Below are 24451 nucleotides of genomic sequence, written 5' to 3' on the forward strand. Positions count from 1 at the left end.
TAACTAACACATATTAATATGGAAATTATTATTAAAGCGCTTCCAGCTTTTGGTGTATTGGCATTACTCTTTGTTTTTGTAAAGAGTGCATGGGTAAGCAAACAAGACCAAGGAACGGACAAAATGAAAAGAATTGCTAAAAACATTGCAGATGGTGCAATGTCTTTTTTGAAGGCAGAATACAAAATTTTAGCCATATTCGTTATAGCGGTCGCGATATTACTTTTCTTTAAAGGTAGTAATGAGGAGGGGTCAAATAGTTTCGTTGCTGTGTCCTTTATTATTGGAGCAATATGTTCTGCTCTTGCAGGTTTCATCGGGATGAAAGTTGCAACCAAGGCTAATGTAAGGACTACAAGTGCGGCAAGGACATCTTTAGGTAAAGCTTTAGAGGTTGCATTTGCTGGTGGTGCTGTAATGGGTCTTGGTGTTGTAGGTCTAGGTGTATTGGGTCTTAGTAGTTTGTTTATGATTTATGGTGAAATGGGCTGGGGAATAAACGAGGTCTTAAATGTACTTTCAGGCTTTTCATTAGGAGCTTCATCAATAGCATTATTTGCTCGTGTAGGTGGAGGTATTTATACCAAGGCGGCAGATGTTGGAGCAGATTTAGTAGGTAAAGTAGAAGCTGGTATTCCAGAAGATCACCCATTAAACCCAGCAACTATTGCTGACAATGTTGGTGATAATGTAGGTGATGTTGCTGGTATGGGTGCGGATTTATTTGAATCCTACGTAGGTTCTATAATTGGTACTATGGTACTTGGAGCATATATCATAACCCCTGAATTTGATGGATTAGGTGCAGTTTATTTACCATTGGTATTAGCTGCTGTTGGAATCATAATGTCTATTATTGGTACGTTCTTCGTAAAAGTAAAAGATGGAGGTAATCCACAAACGGCTTTGAATATTGGTGAGTTTGGTTCAGCTGGTTTAATGCTTGTTGCGTCATACTTTATAATTACTGCTTTAATACCAGAAACTGTTGAAGGATTACCAAGTGGTGCAATAGGTGTATTTATTGCTGTAATTGCAGGCTTAATTGCAGGTTTGGCTGTTGGTAAAGTAACAGAATATTATACAGGTACTGGTACAAAACCGGTAAAATCTATTGTACGTCAGTCAGAGACTGGTGCAGCCACAAATATTATTGCTGGATTAGGTGTTGGAATGATGTCTACAATGATACCTATTCTTCTTATCGCTGCTGCAATATTAGTATCTCACCACTATGCAGGATTATACGGTATAGCAATCGCTGCTGTAGGTATGCTTGCTAATACAGGAATACAACTTGCAGTAGATGCTTATGGACCAATTTCAGATAATGCTGGTGGTATAGCAGAAATGGCAGAATTACCTAGTGAAGTACGTGAGCGTACTGATAAGTTAGATGCTGTCGGTAATACAACCGCAGCTATTGGTAAAGGATTTGCTATTGCATCTGCGGCATTAACGGCATTGGCTTTATTCGCAGCTTTTATGAAAACAGCAAATGTAACTGCAATTGATGTTTCCAAACCAATGGTAATGGCAGGTTTATTAGTCGGTGGGATGTTACCATTTGTATTCTCGGCATTATCTATGAATGCAGTCGGTAGAGCTGCAATGGCAATGATTGAAGAAGTTAGACGTCAATTCAGAGATATACCAAAATTAAAGGCTGCATTAGAAGTAATGAGAGCTGTAGATTCCGATATGTCTAAGGCTACGGATGCTCAACGTAAAATATTTGATGACGCTGATGGTGTAGCCGAATACGATAAGTGTGTAGCTATTTCAACACAAGCATCTATTAAAGAGATGGTTTTGCCAGGATTATTGGCTATCGCTGTACCAGTTGCAGTTGGATTTATTGGTGGAGCTGAAATGTTAGGTGGTTTATTAGCTGGTGTAACAACTTGTGGTGTTTTAATGGCAATATTCCAATCTAATGCTGGTGGTGCATGGGATAATGCTAAAAAAATGATTGAAGAACAAGGAAGAAAGGGTACAGATGCTCATAAAGCGGCAGTTGTAGGTGATACGGTCGGAGATCCTTTTAAAGATACTTCTGGTCCTTCATTAAATATCTTATTAAAGTTAATGTCTGTTGTTGCTTTGGTAATTGCACCTAGTATAGCAATTTCTGCGACAGGAATGGCATCTTACGAGACTGAAGAGATTAAAAAGGAGATTGTTGTTTCTGATAATAATGAGGCTGAAGCTACGGTTGAATACACTATGGTTGTAAATGGTAAAGAGGTATCTGAAAGTAAGACTTTTAAAGGAACAGAAGCTGAGGTTGAGGCGCAACTTAAAGCTTTTGAAGAAAACTTAAAGTCTACTGAGAAAGATGCAGAAGTTGAAACTATTATAGAAAAAGTAGAGGTTTCTAAAAGCTAAAATATTAGCTGATTATATAAAAAAACCCTCGCAATTGCGAGGGTTTTTCTTTTCCATGCAGTTTAGGCTATTTGCCTTTAGGCTTATCTCTATTCATTTCTGTAATGTCAATTTCAGTAGCTTCATGACCTAAAAGATGTTTGCTGAAGTGATCTGCTCGTAACCAAAAGGAGTATTCTGTCATACTACCAAATCCATGACGCTGCCCAGGCATTAACATAAAATCAAAACGTTTATTTGCTTTTATTAAAGAATTCGCCATCCGAATTGTTCCGCCTGGATGTACATTATTATCAACATCACCAGTAATTAACATTAAATGACCCTTTAAATTTTTTGCAAGCGATTGATTATTGTCAATCATGTACTTATATTTTACATTACCCTCTTCATCTATTTCTTCTTGCACACCGTGATGTGTTTCGCTCCACCAACTATTGTATATATTATTATCATGGTTTCCTGCAGAAGATACAGCCGCTTTGAAGAAGTCCGGGTAAACTAAAATTGCTGCGGTAGACATAAATCCACCACCTGAATGTCCATATATACCAACTTTTTCAATATCTATGTAATGGAATTTGTCAGCCAATTGTTCAGCAACATGTTTTTTGTCCGCTAAGCCATAATCTCTTAAGTTGCCGTAGCCATAATTATGATACCATTTTGACCTATCTGGATGACCACCTCGATTTCCCATAGTTACAACTATAAATCCTACTTGGGCCATTCGGTCTAACCTGTCCATTCTAACAGAGAATGATTTGTTTACAGCTTCTGTTTGTGGGCCAGGATAAACATATTCTAACAATGGGTATTTCTTTGTTTCATCAAAGTCAAACGGTTTATACATTACACCGTAGATATCTGTAATACCATCATCAGCTTTCATTTTGAATGTTTCAGGGAATTTATAACCTGAGGCTATTAGCTGTGACAAATCAGCCTCTTCAAGTTGCATTACCAACTTGCCATTACTATCGCGTAATTCAGATTTAGGAGTTGTATTAACTCTAGAGTAATTATTAACAAAATATTTGTTTGAGTCAGACATATTTGTATTCGTATTAAAATCGCCTGAGTTCAATGATTTTAACCCAAATCCACCCAAATTGATTTTATACATATGCTCGTAATAAGGGTCTTGATCTTTTGGTATTCCGTGGGCTGTAAAAAACAGTGTTCTAGTTTTTTCATCTACTCCTATAGAACGTTCTACGTGATATGAACCACTTGTTACTTGATTTTTTAGATTACCTTTAGTATCATATAAGTAATAGTGTGCCCAGCCAGAGCGCTCTGCCCAATGCAACATTTCTGTTTCATTATTGAATAAGACTAAGGGTCTTGTTTCAATGTAAGTATTAAAGCGTTCTTCTATTAATACTTTTACATCTCCAGTATTTATATCTGCCACACAGATATCCAATTTCTTACGGTCTCTACTTATACTATTAAAGTAAATTTTACCTTTTTTAGACAACAAAAGTGAGGGTTGAAAATCATCTCTATAGTTGGATTTTTTACGTGGCTCTCGATAAATCTGAATGCTTTGTTGCTTAATGGTATCTAATTGTACTTGGATACTATTTTTTGATGGCATATCAAAAACATGAATTTCTGTTTTATAGAATTCATCTTCTCCTGGCATATGGTATTTGTAAGTTTCTAAGGTTGGTCTTTTGCCAGAAGTTGTGTTAATAACCCAAAGATCTTTAATGTGTCTTGCATCACGTCTTTGAAAAACAAACTTTTGAGAGTCATGTGACCAGACACCACCTACATATTTGCGATTATCCTTGTTTTTGAGTTTTGTCTCATTATTTTCTCCTCTGGTTCTGCCACCATAACTATAATTTTCTTCACCATCAGTGGTCCACTGGTTTTCTACTATGGTAGAGTCTTTTTCATTTTTAACAGCTTTAAGGAAATTGTCCTTGTCCATCCAATAAAGATTGTAGTTTTTTGAAAATAATACTATAGAACTATCTGGTGCAATATTGGCCCATTTCTTCCATTCTTCTTTTTCCTTCTTTTTGTTATCTAAAACGATTAACGAATTCCCACCAAGACGATATTCAAAATGATAAATCTTATTTACCAATTTTGGTTTACTTTTTTTCTTTTTGGTTGATGTAGAATCAGTTTTCTGTTCATCCTCCTCGTCTTTAATTTCTTCTACCTTTTCAGTAGAAGTAACATAGAATTGTATTGCAGTTTCATTTTTTACAAACTTAAAGTCGAATTTTGGAAGATGCTTTGCATCATAGGGATCTTTAGTGATTTCTGTAAGCCATTGAGCCATTTTTTCATTGTCAAATAACACTTTTTTCGTTCTGTTATCAGCATCAACGATATAGTATTTAGAACCTTCTGTTGTTTTATATTGATACCAAAAGCGATTCCCCTTTTTTAACCAATTTGGCCTTACTGAGGTAGAGTGTACCATTTTACCAAGGCTTGTAGGTGAATATTTAGCTGCTGCTCTATAATTAGGGACAGGAATATTATCGTCATTTTTTGTCTGTGCAATAACATTTCCAAAAGTGAATGATACTAAAAGAAGTATAAGTAAATTCTTCATGAGTAGTTGGTTTTTTGAAGTTTAAAAGGTAATGCCACTAAAATACTTGTTAAATTTTGAAGTCATTCTTACTTTAACATTTTCATTAGTTTTTTAATTTGGCATCAAGAGTTAAATTATAGTTTTAGTATCTTCAAGCTTTCAAAAATTAAATTTCTTTGAGCTGGTTTAAAAAAGATCCATTACAGATAATACCTTTTTATACTTATGGTACAACTGAACATCTCTATTTAAAAGGTAGGGCATTGGAAGATGAGGATATAGATTTAGAAAAAAAGGATTGGTTTAGCTTGCTTTTAAATTCTTGGAAGCGTTTTGAAACGGATGAGATAAGAAAGACACCTTTGGTGGTCTCAATACCTAATAATGATATTATAAAATCAAGTACCGATGCCGAAGGGTATTACTTATTGGATAATCATTCAAAAAATTTAAATCAATATATAGATGATGAAGGTTGGCTAGAATATTATGTGTCTTATGAGAGTGAAAGTAAGAAAAGACAGATTCAACTAAACAATAGGTTTACAGGCCAAATGCTTATACCAAGAGAGAATGCCAGTTTTGGTGTGATAAGCGATATTGACGATACCATTTTACATACTGGTGTTACTTCTAGATTAAAGTGGCGAGTTGTTGTAAACACCTTTTTTAAAACGCCTCACAAGCGCAAAGCATTAGAGGGTTCAGCAGAATTTTACCATTTGTTACATAATGGAAAATCTAGTAATGAGGCTAATCCAATTTTTTACGTAAGTAATAGTCCTTGGAATTTGTATCGCTATCTAGCCTTTTTTCTGAAAAATAATAATTTTCCAAAAGGCCCAATTTTACTCAGAGACTTCAGAACCCCATTTGATAGAACACCCAAAATGGAGTTAGCGCACAAGTATCATGAGATTTTCAATATTTTGAAAACATATCCTAATCTCAATTTCATTTTAATAGGTGATTGTGGTGAAAAAGATGCTTATATATATTTAGATGTAGTTAAAGAATTTCCGAATAGAATTACTGCAATATATTTGAGAGCGGTTGAACATTCAAAACGGATGAAACGCATTGGCAACCTGTTCAAAGATTATGATGAAGTACCTGTTTTGATCGTAGAAAATGGAGAACAGGCGTTAAAGCATGCAAGAAATCACGGATTTATTGTTTAAAATAAGCCGTTGATCTGCGCATCGATTTTATTAATGATATCACCTAGATCTTCAGGATTATCAACAAAGTCTAAATCATCCACATTTATAATCAGCAGATTTCCTTTATCATATCCGTGAATCCAAGCCTCATAACGTTCATTTAGTCTACTTAAATAATCTATACTAATTGAATTCTCATAGTCGCGTCCACGCTTATGGATTTGGGCAACAAGATTCGGAATTGTACTTCTCAGATAAATTAATAAGTCAGGTCCCTTTACAAAAGATTCCATTAAATCAAACAAAGAGGAATAGTTCTCAAAATCGCGATTAGTCATTAAGCCCATTGCATGAAGATTAGGTGCAAAAATATGAGCGTCTTCATAGATGGTTCTGTCTTGAATAATATCTTTTCCGCTACTGTGAATCTGGTTTACCTGACGAAATCTGCTATTAAGGAAATATACCTGCAAATTAAAGCTCCAACGTTCCATTTGATTGTAAAAATCATCTAAATATGGATTGTCTACGACATCTTCTAATTGAGCTTCCCATTTATAGTGTTTAGCAAGTAATTTGGTGAGCGTAGTCTTCCCAGCTCCTATATTTCCAGCAACAGCAACATGCATAATCTATTCTAGTTTAAGTTGATATTGACGCAGAATTCCGTCGTTGTAAATATACAAGGTTTCATTGGTTACCAAAAACTGATTTATTAACAAATTTGGATGCGAAATTGGCATGATTTCAGAATTGTTTTTTGGTAAAATATAAAGCTGATTGTCACTTTTTAAAACAGTTTGAGCTTTGCTAAATGCCATTTTATCATAATTAATATTAGGAAATTTTTTTACTAAACTCCCAAAGTAATTATAGACATATAAATATTGTTTAGTAAGTAGATAACAGAAGTTATAATCACTCTTTAAGTCTATCACCTCAGATTGTATGGGGACTGTTTTAAGTCTTATTTTATTGGTTTTGTAATCATATAATTCTAATTGCTGTAAATCCTGATTAAAAATCCAAATGGTATTATCATAACCGGTAGAAACATAACTCACATTTTTATAGGGAACTACTGTGTTGAAGTCAATTTTAAAAATTTCAGCTAGTCTATTATCTAAAATTATTACCGAATTAAAATCCCTGTAGAAGAGATTAATTTTTAAAGGGTTAAAGGCATTTGCCGTACTTATTTCACTGAGTTGGTAATTGGTATAGGTTATTGTAGTATCCTTGGTTTTTTTGTTAAAAGTATTGTCGTTGGTAGAATAATACATGGTACCAAAAGTATCTACTCCGAAAATGTCAAGAACATCAATCGTCATAGAATCTACCAATTTAGCCTTAATAGATTTTTGGGAAAAGCAAACCGTACTTATAAATAATAATAAATAGAATATTTGTTTCATAACGTTTAGAAAAATACAAAAATTGAACTACAAATTAACGTTGTGGATTTGTATTTAGTTTTTATCTAGACAGTAAGTTTATAACCAAATCCTCTAACGTTTATAATTTGGATGTTTTCATCTTTGCTTAGTTTCTTTCTTAGCTTAGAAATAAATACGTCCATACTTCGAGCTGAAAAGAAATCGTCCGTTCCCCAAAGTTTGTTTAGGATGAGAGACCTATCTAAAACTTTGTTTTGGTTTTTAATGAGATGAAATAATAAATGCGCTTCTCTATGAGTAAGCTGTATAGGTGTTTCTTCTTTAAAGTGTAGAAATTGTTTTGGGAAATTAAATTGGTATTCTCCAATATTTAAAATATCTGCAGTCTTCTGAACTTGGGTTCTGTTTAGTAAATTATGAATTCTCACTATGAGCTCTTCCATACTAAATGGCTTTTTGAGATAGTCATTTCCTCCAATTGAAAAACCTTCTACCACATCTTCTGTTTGAGATTTTGCTGTGAGAAATATAATGGGAATACTATCATCAATTGCCCTAATTTCTTTAGCTAATGTAAAGCCATCTTTTTTGGGCATCATTACATCGAGTACAAGTATTTCAGGTTGTTCAGATTTATATTTTTCAAAGGCTTTCTCGCCATTTTCACATAGAGTTACTTCAAAGTCTCTTGTTTCTAGACTTTCTTTAATTATTTGGCCTAATGCAATTTCATCTTCTGCTAAAATGAGCTTTATTTTTTTAGCCATTAGGTAATGTAATTTTAAATGAGGTTAAATTATTTGATAAATCTAAATTAATTGCACCATTGTGTTTTTCAACAATAGTTTTGGTGTAATAAAGTCCTATACCAAATCCTTTTATATCATGGGTATTGCCTTTAGGAATGCGATAAAATTTTTCGAAAATTCTACTCTTATTTGCCTTGTTAATGGAATTGCCATTGTCTGCAATAGTAATCTCAAAATTCTCGTCTTTTGCTAGTAGCGTAATTGATATTATGTCTCCACCGTATTTTATAGCATTATCTAGTATGTTATTAATGGCATTTTCAAAATGAAAAGCATCAACATTAGCCATAAGATTTTCTACCATTAAGTTAAGATTAAAGGTTTTGCCAGGAAATTGGATGCCGTATCTGTTTAACAAAGAATTTAAAAGGTCATTGATATTGATTAGTTCCTTATTTAGACTCAAATTGTCGCTGTCTAGGGTAGCAGTTTCCAATAACTTCTCAACCATAAGGTTGAGTTTGTTTAGCTGATCAGAAGACATATTTATGTATTTTTTCGTCTTTTCTTTATCATCAATGCCATTAAAATTACTGATGCTTTCTAATGCCACACCAATAGTTGCAATTGGTGTTTTAAACTCATGTGTGATATTGCTTATAAGATCATTTTTTACTTCGGCCAATTCCTTTTGATTTTTAATAATTTTTAAAAGGTAGAAGAGGCAACTTATGACGGCCAAGACTAATACAGTCGAAATTAGAATACCATTAAGACTTCTTTTTAAAATGGTTAAAGTTTCATTGGTGTAGTTTAATTCTAGGATACTTCCTTTTGGAAGAAAGGAAGATTTTGATATTGCGGTAAGTCCAAATTTGTATTCTACGTTTTTGTTAGATAGTGAGTCTTTTATTCTCTTTACCTGTCGCTTAATATCTGATTCAAAAAAGGACAATTCACTTTTTAGTCCGATTTGTTTTCTTTTAAATTCTTCATTTAACAGACTATCCACTTCAGCCACATTTAAACTATCGTTTGTAATCGAAACTACAATTTTAGATGTCAACATTTCTATTTCATCTAATTCTAGATTTAAATTATTGGTTTTTATACTGTCAATTCTTTTTTTAAAGATTGCTGTTGAAGTAGAAGGAAATAATTTTTCATGGACAGCATTCATAGAGTCTAGTTTAGGACCCCTAAGAATGGTAATGCCATCTATACTTTTGAGTTTTAATGAATCTAATGTTTTAAACTCGTTATTTACACTATCTATTTGTTTAAAAAACTCATCTAACTCACCTCCTTCGGATAATGCATTCTTTTGCTGATCACCTTCAAGAAATACACCAATCGTAGTGCGCTCAGCAAGTGCAGTGTAATAATCATCTACAGCCTTGTCTAAACTAGCCTGAACATCACTAACCAATTGCTGTTTATTGTTTAAATAGTTCTTATAATTCCAATAGCCTTGTATGGCAATTGTTGCCACAATTACCGTGACAATAACATATAGAATCCATCTATATCGTTTTTCATTCATATATCAAAAGTATAAGTAATTATATAGTTTAAAGAATCGGTTAACACACGTTAACACTAGTTAACTCAAATACTTAGATTGAGTTGGGACATTTGTACGGTATTAATCAAAGAAATATAAAAACATGAAAAATTTAATTTTACCTTTATTGTTAATTGTTGGTTGTTTAGGCTTTAGCCAGACTAAATCTGTTGAAGAAATTGAAATAATAAAAGAGATCGAAGAAGCCAAAGTAGAAAGTGTAGATGTTGTTGTAACCGTTGATAATGTTGAAGAGTTGGAATCTACATTTACACTAGATGATATCAAAGAGATGTTTGATCTAGGTGAAGGAAATCAATCAGTTTCATTTAAATTAATTTGTAACGGCGACGTGATGTCTAATGGGAAGAAGTCTAACATGTCCTACAAAGTTGAAGGTACTTCTGATGATGAAGAAGCATTTGTAAAACGTGTAGAGAAAATTAGAAATGCGGCAATTAAGTATTACAAGAATAAAGAATAATTATAAAATCAATCAAATGACAACAATAATTAGAGTTATAGTTATATCCTTAGCATTGCTGTTTGCTTGTGCTATTGATGCGCAAGATTTTCAAGGTGTTGCAACATACAAAACGCAAAGAAAAGTAGACATTAAAATGGATAGCACCTCGATGAATTCTGAGATGCAGGAAAGGATGATGGAAATGATGAAAAAGCAATTTCAGAAAACATTTCTCCTCACCTTCAATAAAGAAGCCTCATTGTATAAACAAGAAGAAGAACTAGACAAACCAAATGTTGGTATGGGTGATGGTATTCAGATTGTTTCTATAGGAGGAGGTGGTGGTTCTGATGTGCTTTACAAGAACACAAAAGAACAAAGATATGCTGAGCAAGTAGATACATATGGTAAAATCTTTTTGGTTAAAGATGACATTGAAAAGATTGATTGGAAACTAGAGTCTGATACTAAGTATATCGGAGAATATCAATGTTTTAAGGCAACATATACAGAAATGGTTGAGAAACCTAGAGTTTCCTTTGGTAGTGATGAAGAGGTTGAAGAAGAGAAGGAACCAGAAATGGAAGAGCGAACGGTTACTGCATGGTATACACCGCAAATACCTGTAAATAATGGACCTGATAACTATCAAGGTTTACCAGGATTAATATTGGAAGTTCATGATGGACAGCTAACTATTATATGTAGCAAAATTGTACTCAATCCAGAAGATAAAATTGAAATTACAGAACCTACAAAGGGCAAAGAAGTCAACCAAGAGGCTTACGAAAAGATCATGGATAAGAAAGCCAAAGAAATGATGGAGCGTTTTAGACCGCGTCACGATGATAGAAATGGTGAGAGTATAAGCATCTCAATAAGAGGCTAAGTAATTAGAAATCAATATTCTGTTGAGGTTTATACTTATGTAATCAGGAATAATTTAGTGTTAATATTTTGATAAACAGGACGATAATGTTTAATCTATTTTTACATTTGTTAAACAATATTAATTTAAAGTTTATCTCGCAATGAAATCAATACTATTAAAAATCAGTGTTTTAGCACTAATGTTCGCATTTTCTATTAATCCTCAGCCTGAGGTAAAACAAGAATTTCAAGGTAAAGCATATTATTTTTCAAAATCAAAGATGGAACTTGGAAGATGGGGAGCTCGTTTAAGTGAAGCACAAAAGAAGCAAGTCGCAGCGAGAATGAAAAATAGACTTGAGAAAAACTATGTGCTGACCTTCAATAAGGAAGAATCCTTTTTCGAAGAAGAAGATAAACTAGATGCAATGACAGGCGCGACGGATTCTTGGGGAAAAAACTTTACACCAGGTGATCAATATAAAAACGTGAAAACCAATACTCAGATTCAAACTCAGGAATTTTATGGTAAAAAATTCTTGGTTAAGGATAATTTACAACCAATAGATTGGGTAATGGGCTCTGAAACAAAACAAATAGGCAACTATACTTGTTTTAAAGCGACCGCTTCAATACCAACTAATGATCTGACATGGTATAACTTTTCATGGGATAGACTAAGAAATCAAGAGCCAACAACAGATTCAACAGGTGTGGTGACAGTACCAGAGGTTAAAATGACAGAAATTGAAGCATGGTACACCGTGCAGATTCCTGTTCGCCATGGTCCACTAGAATATTGGGGATTACCTGGATTGATTTTAGAAGTAAGTGCAGATAATACAACAATGCTATGTTCTAAAATTGTATTGAATCCTCAAGAGATTGTTGAGATTGTTGCACCAGATAAAGGTAAAGAAATTACAAAGGCAGAATATCAAAAGACTATATCTGAGAAAATGAAAGAATTTAGAGATAACCGTGGTAGAAGAAGAAGTTAATCTTTTAACATTAGTTTAACTTTAGTCAAATAAACCAAAGGGTCTTTATAGAGTCAAAGTGATGTAATTATTAAAATATGACATGTTAATTTTATGATAAACCAAATGAGGTAGGCAAATCATTAAATTACATTTGTTAAACAATCAATTCTCAATAATCAAGATGAATACATCATTACTTAAACTCACTTTCACTTTTGTTGCTTTACTTTTCGGAGTCAATACATTTGCACAGGACGATTTTCAAGGGAAAGCTTATTACATGTCTAAAACTACAATGGACATGGATCAATGGGGCGGAAGAGAAATGTCTCCTGATCAAAAAAAGCGGATAGAAGAACGAATGAAAAGCTTTCTAGAAAAGGAGTACATTCTAACATTCAATAAATCGGAGTCAATATATAAGGAAGATGAAAAATTAGAAGCTCCAGGATCTGGCAGAGGATGGGGTGGATTTGCTAGTAGTTTTACAGGTGGGCCTAAATATAAAAATGTGAAAGACCAAGAATTGTTGCAAGACCAAGAGTTTTTTGGCAAGCAGTTTTTAATAAAGGATGATTTAAAACCACTAGAATGGAAAATGGGTAATGAAACCAAGCAGATTGGTCAATATACTTGTTTTAAGGCTACAGCTACCAAGGTGGTAGATGAGTTTGATTGGAGAAGTATGAGAAGAAGGCCACCACCACCTCCAAAGAAAAAGGACTCTTCAAAATCAAGAGATGAGGCAAAGGCAGAATCTAACGACCCAATGGACGAAATTGAAGTGCCAAAGACCATTGAAGTTGTTGCATGGTATACACCTCAAATTCCGATAAATCAAGGGCCTGATGATTATTGGGGACTTCCAGGATTGATATTAGAGGTGAATGCAGATAGAACAACAATTCTTTGTACCAAAATAGTCATGAATCCTGAGGAGAAGGAAGATATTGATAAACCAAAAAAGGGAGATGAAGTAACGCAAGCCGAATACAACGACATCGTTACCAAAAAGATGACAGAGATGAGAGAAATGTATGGTGGACGAGGAAGAGGCAGACGTAACTAATTTATACTTAACCAACAATACAGATTTGTGAGCCATTTACATGAAATGGGCTAACATCCAACCTAAAGAAAACAAACCAAATGAAAAAAGTTTTAGTGCTACTTTTAACCTTAGTAGCTAGCAGTTCCTTTGCTCAATTAAAAATGCAGGGTATTGTTAAAGATAGTATTGGTACACCTTTAGAACTTGCCAATGTTATAGCAATAAATCAAGAAACCAATGCTCTGGAGTCTTATGCTGTAACAAATGATAAGGGTAAGTATATCCTTTCTTTAGGTAAGAATGGGAAATACAAAGTACAAGTAAGTTATATAGGATTAAAATCCTTAAATGAAGTAATAACTACTCAAGAAGAAAATATCACCAGAGATTTCACTCTATTGCCAGATAACGCATTAGATGCAGTTGAATTGACCTATGAAATGCCTGTCACAATTAAGGGAGATACGCTTATTTATAACGCCGATTCGTTTAAAAATGGATCAGAAAGAAAGCTAGAAGATGTATTAGAGAAACTACCAGGTGTAGAAATCAATGAAGATGGTCAGATTGAAGTTGAAGGTAATACAGTTCAAAAATTAATGGTAAATGGAAAAGACTTTTTTGATGGCGATACCAAATTGGCAACTAAAAACATTCCCTCTAATGCTGTAGATAAAATACAAGTATTGCGTAACTATTCTGAGGTTGGGCAATTAAGTGGTGTTCAGAATAATCAGAATAATGTTGCTATTAATATAAAATTAAAAGAAGGGAAAGAGAACTTTTGGTTTGGAGATATTACCGCAGGTGTAGGTCAGGCACCATCTCCAAATGACGAATTGTATTTATTTCAACCAAAGCTTTTTTATTACAGTCCTAAATATAGCATCAACGTTATAGGAGATATGAATAATATAGGTGAGGTTGCCTTGACTAATAGAGATATTAGAGGATTTGGAGGTGGATTCCGTCTTCCAAGTAGAACCAGTGGAACCAATATTAATTTAGGGAATAATGGACTAGGTGGTTTAACAAGTATCGCAAATGCTCAAGAAGTAATAACAAAATTAGCAACCGCAAATTTCAGTTATTCTCCAAACAAAGCTTTAGACCTAAGTGGGTTTGTTATTTACAATAGTAGTAGGTTAAGAACTAGAGAAGAGAACTTCTTTGACTATATTGAAGAGGAAGATGATCCAAGTACGCCTGTAGATGAATCTGCAGGATTACCTCCAGATGAATCAACAATTCAACGTGGTAGAGAGGCTACTAATCAATTTGTTGCAAAGTTGAGTGCGGTGTATAAACCTAACTTTAACAATCAATTAGATTATGATGTAATAGCAAGGGCCTCAGACGAGGAAGAGCGTCAAAATTTGTTTTCATCTGTTGTTGGGGATACAGATCAGCTTAACGAGGTCAATCCCTATAGTATCAATCAAAATTTAAACTATTATTTTACATTAAATGAGGATAATATATTCGCATTAGAGGTTCAACATTTGCTAAGCGATGAAGATCCATTTTATAATGCGTTGTTGGTAAATGATCCTACAAATAATAATGAAGTTGACCCAGATGATAGAGACGCATTTGATACTACAGCAGCAGGATTAGGTTTAGATTTAGATCAATTTAATTACGATGTAAATCAAGATAGACGAGTTAAGAGTAATAAATTAGATGCTAAGTTAGATTACTACAATATTCTAAACTCAAAAAGCAATATCAATTTTACATTAGGGACTATTTTTAGTAATCAAAAATTTGATTCTAATATCTTTCAATTCTTAGATGACGGAACGCGCTTAGACCCGACGCCTAATATTACAGATTTAGAAGGCGAACCTTTGTTGGCTACAAATGACGATGTAGACTATACCTTTAGTGATGTTTATTTAGGTGTACATTATAGGTTTAAAACAGGTAAATTCACCTTTACTCCTGGTGTTTCATTCCATGCCTATAGTAATCAGAATACGCAGTTAGGCAATAATTTTAAGGATAGTTTCTTTGATGTATTACCAGACTTTGAAGCCTTGATTCAGTTTAAGAAAAGTGAATCATTAACGCTTAACTATAGAATGACCAATACATTTACAGATGTTACCAATATTGCAGAAGGATTGGTGCTTAATAACTTTAATAGTATTCAATACGGTAATCCAGAATTGCAGAATGCACTTACTCATAATGTGAGTCTATTTTATAGAAGTTTCAATTTGTTTAATTATACTAATGTGATTGCTAGTGTTAATTACAGTAAAAACATAGATCAGATAAGATCTTTAACGAATTTTGAAAGTGTTATTAGAACAAACTCATTCTTTAATTCTCAATTTGCTGACGAGACAGCCTCAGTTTTTGGTAGAGTAGAGCGTACCTTTGGAAAAATTAGAGCACGATTTAGAGCAAATTTCAACTACAGTAAATTAAATCAGTTTATTCAAGGAAGGCAATCTTTAAATGAAAACTTCACTCAAAATTATACACCCGAAATCAGAACCAATTTTAGAGAAGCGCCGAATGTAAGATTACGCTATGGCTATACGGTTAGAGATAACGTACAAGGATCTAATACTACAAAGTTTATAACCAGAGCACCATCAATACGTTTTGATGCATACGTCTGGGATTCTGTAACCTTCATCACGGATTTTGCATATACAGAACAAGAAACACAAGGGCAAACCGACGCCTTTAAAACTTGGGATGCGTCTTTACGCTATAGAAAAGATAGAGATGCAAAATGGGAGTATTCTTTAAGAGCCTCTAATATTTTAGATATCGATTCTAACATTAGCAATGGCGCCTCTAATATCTCTGTATTTAGCTCAGAAACATTTATACAACCACGGTTTATAACCTTAAGATTAACGTATACATTATAAGACTAAGGTTTATAGAATAAAAAAGCCTTCCATTTATGGAAGGCTTCATTTTTTCTTATTCATCTATTCTAACATGGACTTGACCTTCAATTGTATGCTCAACTCCTCCTGGATCCTGAAAGGTACCATTGAAGTTCATATCAATTAAATCACCAACACCAGCACCAATATATGTGATTTCAATATTTATCCCATAATTGCCAATTGAAACGTATTGATTAGATGATCCAACTGGATAAAACACATTAAGAATCATTCCATTAGTGCTGGATGTAATAAACTGGCCTAATTCATTTGGCAAGTCTGTTAAAAACTTCATATCACTCCCGGGTTCTAATCGTCTTAGTACTGTAAAGTTATTTTCGTTTAGGTCTACATCGATATTATCATAGAACATAATATCATTCGAATTATCAATAAAATATATGATATATTCTTCTTGAGAGATACAAGTGTTTATGGAATCTATATTTGTTGTAGATGTATTAAATGTGTAATTGTAGGTAGCACTAGTTTGAAATGTATTTAAATCTACTGCTCTTAAACTAAAATCATTTATTGATTCGCAACTTATTATATTGAATTCAAAATTTCCATTATTGACCAATTTATAATTTTCTTGATCGTTGTAATTAATAACTACATATCCATTTTCTAAGTTTTCTCCATTACAATTATTAATAGTTCCAGTTATGGTTTGAATTATTTCATTTGTTGTTGCCAATGTAAAATTAATACTTTCATCTTCAGAAAATGGACCAATTGACTCACTAAAAATTAATTGCTGGCCACATGTAAAATCATAAACTTCAAGAAGAAGCGATTCGTTTCTTGGGACTAAACCACAGACTTCTCCTTTTTCATCAGTAATTCCGCTTGTTGTTCCATATGTTGAACTTGTAATATTTAATATGAGCGAATCTAATGGATTATTTTCAATGTCTACTACGTTTACACATAGCGTAATTGCCTCTGCAGGAATATCACAATTCCAAAAGGAGAAATGTGTTACAACACCAACATATTCATTGCCTTGCAATGTGGCTTCTCCTTCTTCTTTCCAATAACCGTGTTCCTCATCAAAATACCAAAGCGGTATTGTTGCTGGCGCCATACCCATTAAACTAGGATCTACAGGAATTCGAATCTCTGAGCTTGAGCCTTCAGCCAAATTTAAGTCTTCGCCAGACTCGCCTTTTAATTCAACAGCTAACATGCCTAAGGTTTGCAGCATACGTTCTGCACCATCTTCATTTTGCGCATACAGCATACCTGGCATTTGCAATTCCATATCATCGTCTGTTGGATCCAAATGATGCATAATAACGTTGACGTTGCCTTCGTAAGTCGTACCATTTTCATCCATAAAGTTACCATCAAAATTTACCGAGCTACCGTTGCTTAATTCTACTTCGCCTGGTTGGCCACTTGATACTGTGCCAGCAATAGTTTCTGGAAGTAGCATAATTCTAACTTTATTGGTACCCTCTGATGGTACCAAAGCTCTAGAACCGTTTAGATATCCTGGTTTTGAGGCTTTAACATAACCAAAACGTTCATAAACATCTGCATCTTGTAGAATAAATATTCCATTGATATCTGTTTGGGTTACTTGGCCACCAACACTAATAGTCGCTCCAGCAATTGGCGCATTATTTTCATCTACAACCGTACCGAGAAAATCTCTAGAAATATCATTACCGAAGTATTGTGAGAAGGTTTCAGGGATAGATTCTTGGGTGTCATTCCCTAGATAGGGACCATCATCTAAATTACATGAGGTTAAGTAGGTTATGGCAAATAGGAGCAGTACAAAAGGTGTTTTTGTTGATTTCATAGCGATTGATTTTTTTAGTTTCTTTCTTAAAAGATGTTAAAACCAACAAAAGGTTGCGTGAAAATTCTTATAAATTAAAAAAGCCTTCCACTAACGGAAGACTTTTTTAGAGGCATAAAAAAGGTGCTATTAATTATCTCGTAGTACGTGAACGGTACCAGAGATTGTATGAGGATTGCCTTCGTAGTCTTCATAAGAACCAGTGAAATTTATATCTATATATTCGTCAACTTCACCTATATAATTTAAATTATATTCAATTTCATTATTAGTGTTTGTAACACTTAAACATTCACCAATAAAGAACCCAGTATCACCTGGAGTATTCCAGTCTAAAGTGTCATAAGTACCAACATATTCTGGCCCTACAACTACACCATACATATAGAAACATGTTTCTTGGTCATTTCCTCCACCAAAAATATCTAAAGATGGTCCATCAGTAGTTTGACCCTGACCTGCCGCATAGAAATTAGCATAAATATTTTCAAGGATATAAACGGTCTCCTCATTATCAATTGTAAATTGAATAAACTCATCAACATCATTACAAGCACTTAATTCTCCAACATCAGTTAATGACGTTGTAAATGAGTAACTAATGTTTCCTGTAGATTGTAAATTGGTATAGTCGTTTCCTTTTAAAATAAAGGTATTGTCTTCTGTACAACGTAATAGATTAATCTCAAATTCTCCATTGCTTACAGCATCAACAAATGTCTGATCACCATATGTAAGTTCTACGTAACCATCAGTTACAGGATTACCGTTACAGGTATTAAATACACCTATTACAGTTTCTGAGATAATATCTGGATTTTCTGGAACTGCAATTGAGATTGAAGTATCCATACTAAATGGACCAATAGTCTCTGTATATAATGGCGTATCACTACAGTATTCGTAACCATAAACATTAAGTTCTAGGGTTTCATTACTTGGTACAAAACCACAAACTTCACCATTTTCGTTGGTGTAGCCATAGGTTGTGCCAAAAGTTGTACTGGTAATACTTACCCATAGATTATTTAAAGCATCTTGATTTTCGTTTGTTGCGTTAACACACAATGTCACAGCTTCTGCTGGTATGTCGCAATTCCAAAATGAAAAATGTGCTACTGTACCAACGTATTCATTACCTTGTAAAGTAGCTTCTCCTTCTTCTTTCCAGTAACCATTTACTTCATCAAAATACCATAATGGTATCGTAGCAGGTGCAATACCCATTAAACTTGGGTCTAACGGAATTCTTATTTCTGAAGTAGAACCTTCTGGTAAATTAAGATCTTCGCCACCAGAACCTCTTAGTTCAACAGCTAACATTCCCATAGTCTGCAACATACGTTCTGCACCAGCTTCATTTTGTGCATAAAGCATACCTGGCATTTGCATTGACATGTCTTCATCTGCAGGATCCAAGTGATGAATAATCACATCTACAGAACCTGTGTATTCTGTACCGTCTTCTTTTACAAAGTTACCATCAAAACTAACTGAGCTACCATCATCTGAAGTTACAGTTTCTGCGTTACCACTAGATATGGTGCCAGTAATACTAGCTTCTAGTAACATAATGGTTACTTTATTTGTGCCATTAGAAGGAACTACAGCACGTGAGCCATGTATATATCCTTCTTTTTCTGCTTTGATATAACCAAATCGCTCTTTAACTGTGGCATTATTTATAATAAATACACCGTTACTGTCAGTCATTGCAGTTTCATTTCCGATAGAGATAGTAACACCTTCAATGGGTTCTTTGTCATCATCGATTACAGTTCCTAGGAAATTTTTAGAAACGTCATTACCGAAGTATTCTGAGAAATTATCCGGTATGTTTTCTTGTTGTTCACCGTTATTCATTGATGGGCCATCATCTTTTTGACAAGACGTAATGGTAAGAAGTGAAATCAACAGTACTAAGAAAAGATTTGGGGTCTTTGTAATGTTTTTCATGATAGTTTGTATTGATTAAGTTTATGTTCTTTGATATATAACAGTTGAAACATAAAAACACCTACCTTTAATTATTACACATTTCATAAAAAGAAACCCTCAACAATTAATTTATGCTGAGGGTTGAATTAAAGTATTTTGTAACTTTTATAAACTAAAGGCTTCTTTTATTCTGTCTACATAGTCTAACTTTTCCCAAGTAAACAATTCAACATCTATAGTTGTAGATTCTCCGTTTGGTTGCACAAAAGTCTTACTTACAGTTGTGTTTTTACGTCCCATATGGCCATAAGCTGCCGTTTCACTGTACATAGGCTGGCGTAATTTTAATCGCTTTTCTATTGCTGCTGGTCGCATATCAAAAAGTGTAGCAACCTTTTCTGCAATCTCACCGTCAGTTAAATTTAATGGACAAGTGCCATAAGTTTCAATAAAAATTCCCATTGGTTCAACTACACCAATAGCATAAGATACTTGTACTAAAACTTCTTCACATAAACCAGATGCTACCAAATTTTTAGCAATATGTCTAGTGGCATAAGCTGCACTTCGATCAACTTTGCTCGGATCTTTTCCCGAAAAAGCACCACCACCATGAGCGCCCTTGCCACCATAAGTATCCACAATAATCTTTCTACCTGTTAGCCCTGTGTCACCATGTGGTCCGCCAATTACAAATTTCCCTGTTGGATTGATATGATATTTTATATCATCTGTAAATAAAGGTTTAATATGTTCGGGCAATTTTTCAACAACTCTTGGGATTAAAATATCCACCATATCCTTTCTAATTTTAGAAAGCATGACCTCTTCACTATCAAAATCATCATGTTGTGTTGATATAACGATAGCCTCAATACGTTGAGGTGTATTGTCATCACTATATTCTATGGTAACTTGACTTTTAGAATCTGGTCTTAAATAAGTAATCTCCTTGCTTTCACGTCTCAACTCCGCCAATTCCTTTAAAATTAAGTGTGAAATATGAAGTGCCAAAGGCATATAGTTATCAGTTTCATTTGTTGCATAACCAAACATCATTCCTTGGTCACCTGCACCCTGTTCTTCTTTTGATCCTCGGTCAACACCTCGATTAATATCTTCTGATTGTTCGTGGATTGCAGAAATAACACCACAAGAATTACCATCGAACATATATTCGCCTTTTGTATATCCTATTTTATTAATGGTATCTCGTGCAATTTTTTGAACATCTAGGTAAGTGTTGGATTTAACTTCGCCAGCTAGCACAACTTGTCCTGTGGTAACTAAGGTTTCACAAGCTACTTTAGATTCTGGATCGAATGCTAAAAAATTGTCAATTAAAGCATCGCTAATTTGGTCTGCTACTTTATCTGGATGTCCTTCTGATACACTCTCTGATGTAAATAAATACGCCATATATAAATTCTTATGTGTTGATTTGACGTAATTGTCCGGAAAGTTTACACTGTCTTTAGCATTTTTTTCCAGAGGTTGCAATCAGTCAAATCATTCCTCTAATTTTGAAGGGCAAAAATACATATTAAAATGTAAACAGAAAACCTTAATGGCTTAAGATACTCTTAAATAAAAACAATTATTTTTGCGGTGAATCACAAGTTTATGAGGCAAAGGCTTAGTTACCTTTTTGTATTATATTGTTTTTTTGGTTTTTCTCAAGTAGATAAGACTTCTAACACATATTTTGACTTAAATTATTTTTCAGGCAATATTGCGCTTCATAATACTGATATACTTCATTTGATATCTGGCAGACCACAAGGATTTATCTTTAGCTGGAACAAAAAGACATATGGAGAAGAAGCTTGGGAGCAACGATTTAATTACCCTGATTATGGAGCATCGTTCATTTATCAGGATTTAGTTGATGAAAGATTGGGTAATAACTTTGGTTTATATGCTCACTATAATTTCTATTTTTTAAAGCGCAACCTTACTTTAAGAATTGCACAAGGATTAGCTTTTACAACAAATCCGTATGATAGAATTGACAACCCAAAAAACATAGCCTTTGGTACAAGAATTTTAAGTTCAACGTACTTAATGGTTAATTACAAAAAGGAAAATCTTTTCAAACACTTTGGTATACAAGGTGGTTTATCATTAATTCACTATTCCAACGCAAATGTAAAAGCGCCTAACACTAGTATAAATACAATTGCATTAAATTTAGGTGTTACCTATAATCTGTCAGAGAATGAAAGCGAGTATATTGAAAACTTGGATAAAGAAAAGTATACTGAACCAATCCGATATAATCTAGCATTTAGATCTGGCATAAACCAAAGTGATATAATAGGTAGTGGTCAGTTTCCGTTTTATATTTTATCAGCATATGCAGATAAAAGATTAAGTCATGTAAGTGCAGTACAATTTGGTGTTGATGCCTTTTTTTCAAATTTTCTAAAAGAACTAATTTATTACCAATCTGTGTCATTTCCTGAAGAAAACGTAAGTGGAGACGAAGATTATAAAAGAGTTGGTCTTTTTGCTGGCCATGAATTATTTATAAACCGTATGTCTATTGAAACACAGCTTGGTTACTATGTATATTACCCTTTTGATTTTGAGGGTAGAACTTATATAAGAATTGGTTTAAAACGATATTTTGGAGACAAGTTTTTTGGAGCGATAACATTAAAATCACACGGTGCGAAAGCTGAAGCTGTAGAATTAGGAATAGGTGTTAGACTATGAAAAAAATAATATACATATTGTGCTTACTGATATTTGCTTGTGATAGTGAAGATGCTAATGATTGTTTTCAGACTGCGGGTGACATAATCCAAGTAGATGTTGACGTAGCTAGTTTTGATAGAATATTGGTAAATAGAGATGTGGAATTAATTATTACAGAATCTCCTGAGTATAAGGTTACTGTTGAAACAGGCGAAAACTTAATTAATGATGTAGAGATTGAGGTTATTGGAGATAGGTTGGTTTTAACTGATAATAACAATTGTAATTATGTTAGAGATTTTGGTATTACAAAAGTATATGTTGAAGCACCTAATTTATCTGAGATAAGGACGTCTTCTCAATATGATATATCATCTAATGGTATTTTGAATTTTGATGATATAACATTATTATCTGAAGATTTTAATGGTGAAGGTGAATTTACAGTTGGTGATTTTAGGTTAAGCCTTGACTCACAAAATCTATCCATTATATCTAATAATATTTCCTTTTTTTATATAGATGGTGAAGTAGACGAATTGTTTGTTGGGTTCTTTGCAGGATCTGGACGCTTTGAAGGCGAAGATTTAATTGCACAAGAGGTACAAATTAATCATCGTGGAAGTAATGATATTATTGTCAATCCACAACAATCCTTAACTGGTCTAATACGTGGAACAGGAAATGTAATTTCTGTTAACGAACCTCCATTGGTAGATGTCGAAATTACTTATACTGGCGACTTAATTTTTAACTAGTAAGTTCCCTAAAGAGACTTTCTAAACTCGCATTTTTTTGGTTTAACTGTAAAATCTTTAGATCGTTATCGTGAGCAAAATCGAAAACATGGGATCTCATGTCTTCTTCTGTAGAAAAGGTAATTTCATATATAAAACCGTTTGGGTTTTTTACTGATTTTACCTTTGGTAATTTCAATAGAAAAGCTTCTTCAACCCTATAATCAAACTCAACAACAACAATTTGTTCTTGTCCGTCTCTCAACTGTTTGAGGTATTTGTCGGCAACAACTTCTCCCTTATTAATAATGATTACTCTATCACACATTGCTTCAACCTCCTGCATAATATGGGTAGAAAGAAATACGGTTTTCTCTTTGCCTATGGTCTTAATTAAGTTTCTAATTTCAACCAGCTGGTTAGGATCTAAACCTGTTGTTGGCTCATCTAGTATTAAAACATCTGGGTTATGTAATAAAGCATTGGCTAATCCAACGCGTTGCCGATAACCTTTTGAGAGTTGTCCTATTTTTTTATGAGCTTCAGGTGCTAGTCCCGTTAGTTCTATAACCTCGTTAATTCTTAATTTTGGTGTGCCATAAACATTTGCATTGAATTCAAGATATTCTTTTACAAATAATTCGGTATACAGTGGATTGTGTTCTGGTAAATACCCAACACTTCTCTGAACATATTTTTTATCATCAACTACATCATAACCATTCACCTTGGCATGGCCTTCATTGGCATTAATGTACGTGGTTAAAATCTTCATCATTGTAGATTTTCCTGCACCATTCGGACCAAGAAATCCTACAATTTCAGCATCATTTACCTTAAAAGACACATTATTAAGTGCTTTTTGTTCCTTGTAAAACTTAGAAATATTGTTTACCTCAATAGACATTTTTTAGTATATTTTTTCAAAAATAGGTATTCTATAATATTGTGTGGTATATATTGATAAATCTTTAAAACTCTTAATTATTATTCAAAAAAATGGACTACAATTTTAATTTCTGAAAATATTAATTACTTTAGCGACAGAATAATAACGATGAATATAGTTAAAACATATTATAGCTGGTTTTATTTCTTTTTTAGCAAAAGGAACGAGGCTTAGTATGTTTTATTAAAAAATATAATTATGA

The 24451-nt window shown here is 33.5% G+C and carries 18 protein-coding genes; 9 read left to right on the forward strand and 9 right to left on the reverse strand.

Annotation, left to right across the window (positions count from 1 at the left end; genetic code table 11):
- The first annotated feature begins 18 nt into the window (after positions 1–18).
- Positions 19–2388: a sodium-translocating pyrophosphatase gene (locus ACFWV9_RS13630; protein WP_411895784.1), complete on the forward strand. Its 2370-nt coding sequence runs from the start codon at positions 19–21 to the stop codon at positions 2386–2388.
- A gap of 67 nt (positions 2389–2455) precedes the next feature.
- Here ACFWV9_RS13630 and ACFWV9_RS13635 read toward each other — a convergent pair whose 3' ends face one another.
- Complete coding sequence (locus tag ACFWV9_RS13635) at positions 2456–4972, reverse strand: prolyl oligopeptidase family serine peptidase (RefSeq protein WP_411895785.1); 2517 nt, start codon at positions 4970–4972, stop codon at positions 2456–2458.
- A 158-nt stretch (positions 4973–5130) separates the two neighbouring features.
- Here ACFWV9_RS13635 and ACFWV9_RS13640 point away from each other — a divergent pair, with 158 nt between their 5' ends.
- Entirely contained in the window at positions 5131–6135 is a 1005-nt protein-coding gene (locus ACFWV9_RS13640) for an App1 family protein (protein WP_411895786.1), read from the forward strand.
- Here ACFWV9_RS13640 and ACFWV9_RS13645 read toward each other — a convergent pair.
- The 4 genes from ACFWV9_RS13645 to ACFWV9_RS13660 form a co-directional block, all read right to left on the reverse strand.
- Positions 6132–6746: a deoxynucleoside kinase gene (locus ACFWV9_RS13645; protein ID WP_411895787.1), complete on the reverse strand. Its 615-nt coding sequence runs from the start codon at positions 6744–6746 to the stop codon at positions 6132–6134. The genes ACFWV9_RS13640 and ACFWV9_RS13645 overlap by 4 nt on opposite strands.
- A gap of 3 nt (positions 6747–6749) precedes the next feature.
- Positions 6750–7532, reverse strand: coding sequence for a hypothetical protein (locus ACFWV9_RS13650; RefSeq protein WP_411895788.1), 783 nt, complete (start codon positions 7530–7532; stop codon positions 6750–6752).
- A 65-nt stretch (positions 7533–7597) separates the two neighbouring features.
- Complete coding sequence (locus ACFWV9_RS13655) at positions 7598–8281, reverse strand: response regulator transcription factor (protein ID WP_411895789.1); 684 nt, start codon at positions 8279–8281, stop codon at positions 7598–7600.
- On the reverse strand, positions 8274–9806 hold the full coding sequence (locus ACFWV9_RS13660; protein WP_411895790.1) for a sensor histidine kinase: 1533 nt from the start codon (positions 9804–9806) through the stop codon (positions 8274–8276). Before ACFWV9_RS13660 ends, ACFWV9_RS13655 begins: the two co-directional genes overlap by 8 nt.
- A gap of 124 nt (positions 9807–9930) precedes the next feature.
- Between ACFWV9_RS13660 and ACFWV9_RS13665 the strand changes: the two genes are divergently transcribed.
- From ACFWV9_RS13665 to ACFWV9_RS13685, 5 genes are all read left to right on the forward strand, one after another.
- Positions 9931–10311: a hypothetical protein gene (locus ACFWV9_RS13665; protein ID WP_411895791.1), complete on the forward strand. Its 381-nt coding sequence runs from the start codon at positions 9931–9933 to the stop codon at positions 10309–10311.
- Positions 10312–10327: 16 nt separating this feature from the next.
- Complete coding sequence (locus tag ACFWV9_RS13670) at positions 10328–11182, forward strand: GLPGLI family protein (protein WP_411895792.1); 855 nt, start codon at positions 10328–10330, stop codon at positions 11180–11182.
- A 142-nt stretch (positions 11183–11324) separates the two neighbouring features.
- Complete coding sequence (locus ACFWV9_RS13675) at positions 11325–12164, forward strand: GLPGLI family protein (RefSeq protein ID WP_411895793.1); 840 nt, start codon at positions 11325–11327, stop codon at positions 12162–12164.
- A 163-nt stretch (positions 12165–12327) separates the two neighbouring features.
- Positions 12328–13215, forward strand: coding sequence for a GLPGLI family protein (locus tag ACFWV9_RS13680; RefSeq protein WP_411895794.1), 888 nt, complete (start codon positions 12328–12330; stop codon positions 13213–13215).
- A gap of 80 nt (positions 13216–13295) precedes the next feature.
- Positions 13296–16088: a TonB-dependent receptor gene (locus ACFWV9_RS13685; RefSeq protein WP_411895795.1), complete on the forward strand. Its 2793-nt coding sequence runs from the start codon at positions 13296–13298 to the stop codon at positions 16086–16088.
- Between the two features lie 55 nt (positions 16089–16143).
- Here ACFWV9_RS13685 and ACFWV9_RS13690 read toward each other — a convergent pair whose 3' ends face one another.
- The 3 genes from ACFWV9_RS13690 to metK all read right to left on the reverse strand — a co-directional run bounded on the left by ACFWV9_RS13690 (position 16144) and on the right by metK (position 21282).
- Complete coding sequence (locus ACFWV9_RS13690) at positions 16144–17925, reverse strand: carboxypeptidase-like regulatory domain-containing protein (RefSeq protein ID WP_411895796.1); 1782 nt, start codon at positions 17923–17925, stop codon at positions 16144–16146.
- 129 nt (positions 17926–18054) lie between these two features.
- Positions 18055–19881, reverse strand: coding sequence for a hypothetical protein (locus ACFWV9_RS13695; RefSeq protein WP_411895797.1), 1827 nt, complete (start codon positions 19879–19881; stop codon positions 18055–18057).
- 147 nt (positions 19882–20028) lie between these two features.
- Entirely contained in the window at positions 20029–21282 is a 1254-nt protein-coding gene (metK, locus tag ACFWV9_RS13700) for a methionine adenosyltransferase (RefSeq protein WP_411895798.1), read from the reverse strand.
- Positions 21283–21486: 204 nt separating this feature from the next.
- Between metK and ACFWV9_RS13705 the strand changes: the two genes are divergently transcribed.
- Both ACFWV9_RS13705 and ACFWV9_RS13710 read left to right on the forward strand, forming a co-directional pair.
- Positions 21487–22581, forward strand: a complete 1095-nt coding sequence (locus ACFWV9_RS13705) for an acyloxyacyl hydrolase (RefSeq protein WP_411895799.1) — start codon at positions 21487–21489, stop codon at positions 22579–22581.
- Positions 22578–23321 carry a head GIN domain-containing protein gene (locus ACFWV9_RS13710; RefSeq protein ID WP_411895800.1) on the forward strand — a complete coding sequence of 248 codons (744 nt, stop codon included), beginning with the start codon at positions 22578–22580 and terminating at the stop codon, positions 23319–23321. The genes ACFWV9_RS13705 and ACFWV9_RS13710 overlap by 4 nt, the downstream gene beginning before the upstream one ends.
- Here ACFWV9_RS13710 and gldA read toward each other — a convergent pair.
- Positions 23314–24207 (reverse strand): gliding motility-associated ABC transporter ATP-binding subunit GldA, encoded by an 894-nt coding sequence (gene gldA, locus ACFWV9_RS13715; RefSeq protein WP_411895801.1) that lies wholly within the window; start codon positions 24205–24207, stop codon positions 23314–23316. The two genes, ACFWV9_RS13710 and gldA, sit on opposite strands and share 8 nt — an antisense overlap.
- Positions 24208–24451 lie beyond the last annotated feature (244 nt).

The organism is Winogradskyella sp. A2, assembly GCF_046762865.1.
Classification (GTDB): domain Bacteria; phylum Bacteroidota; class Bacteroidia; order Flavobacteriales; family Flavobacteriaceae; genus Winogradskyella.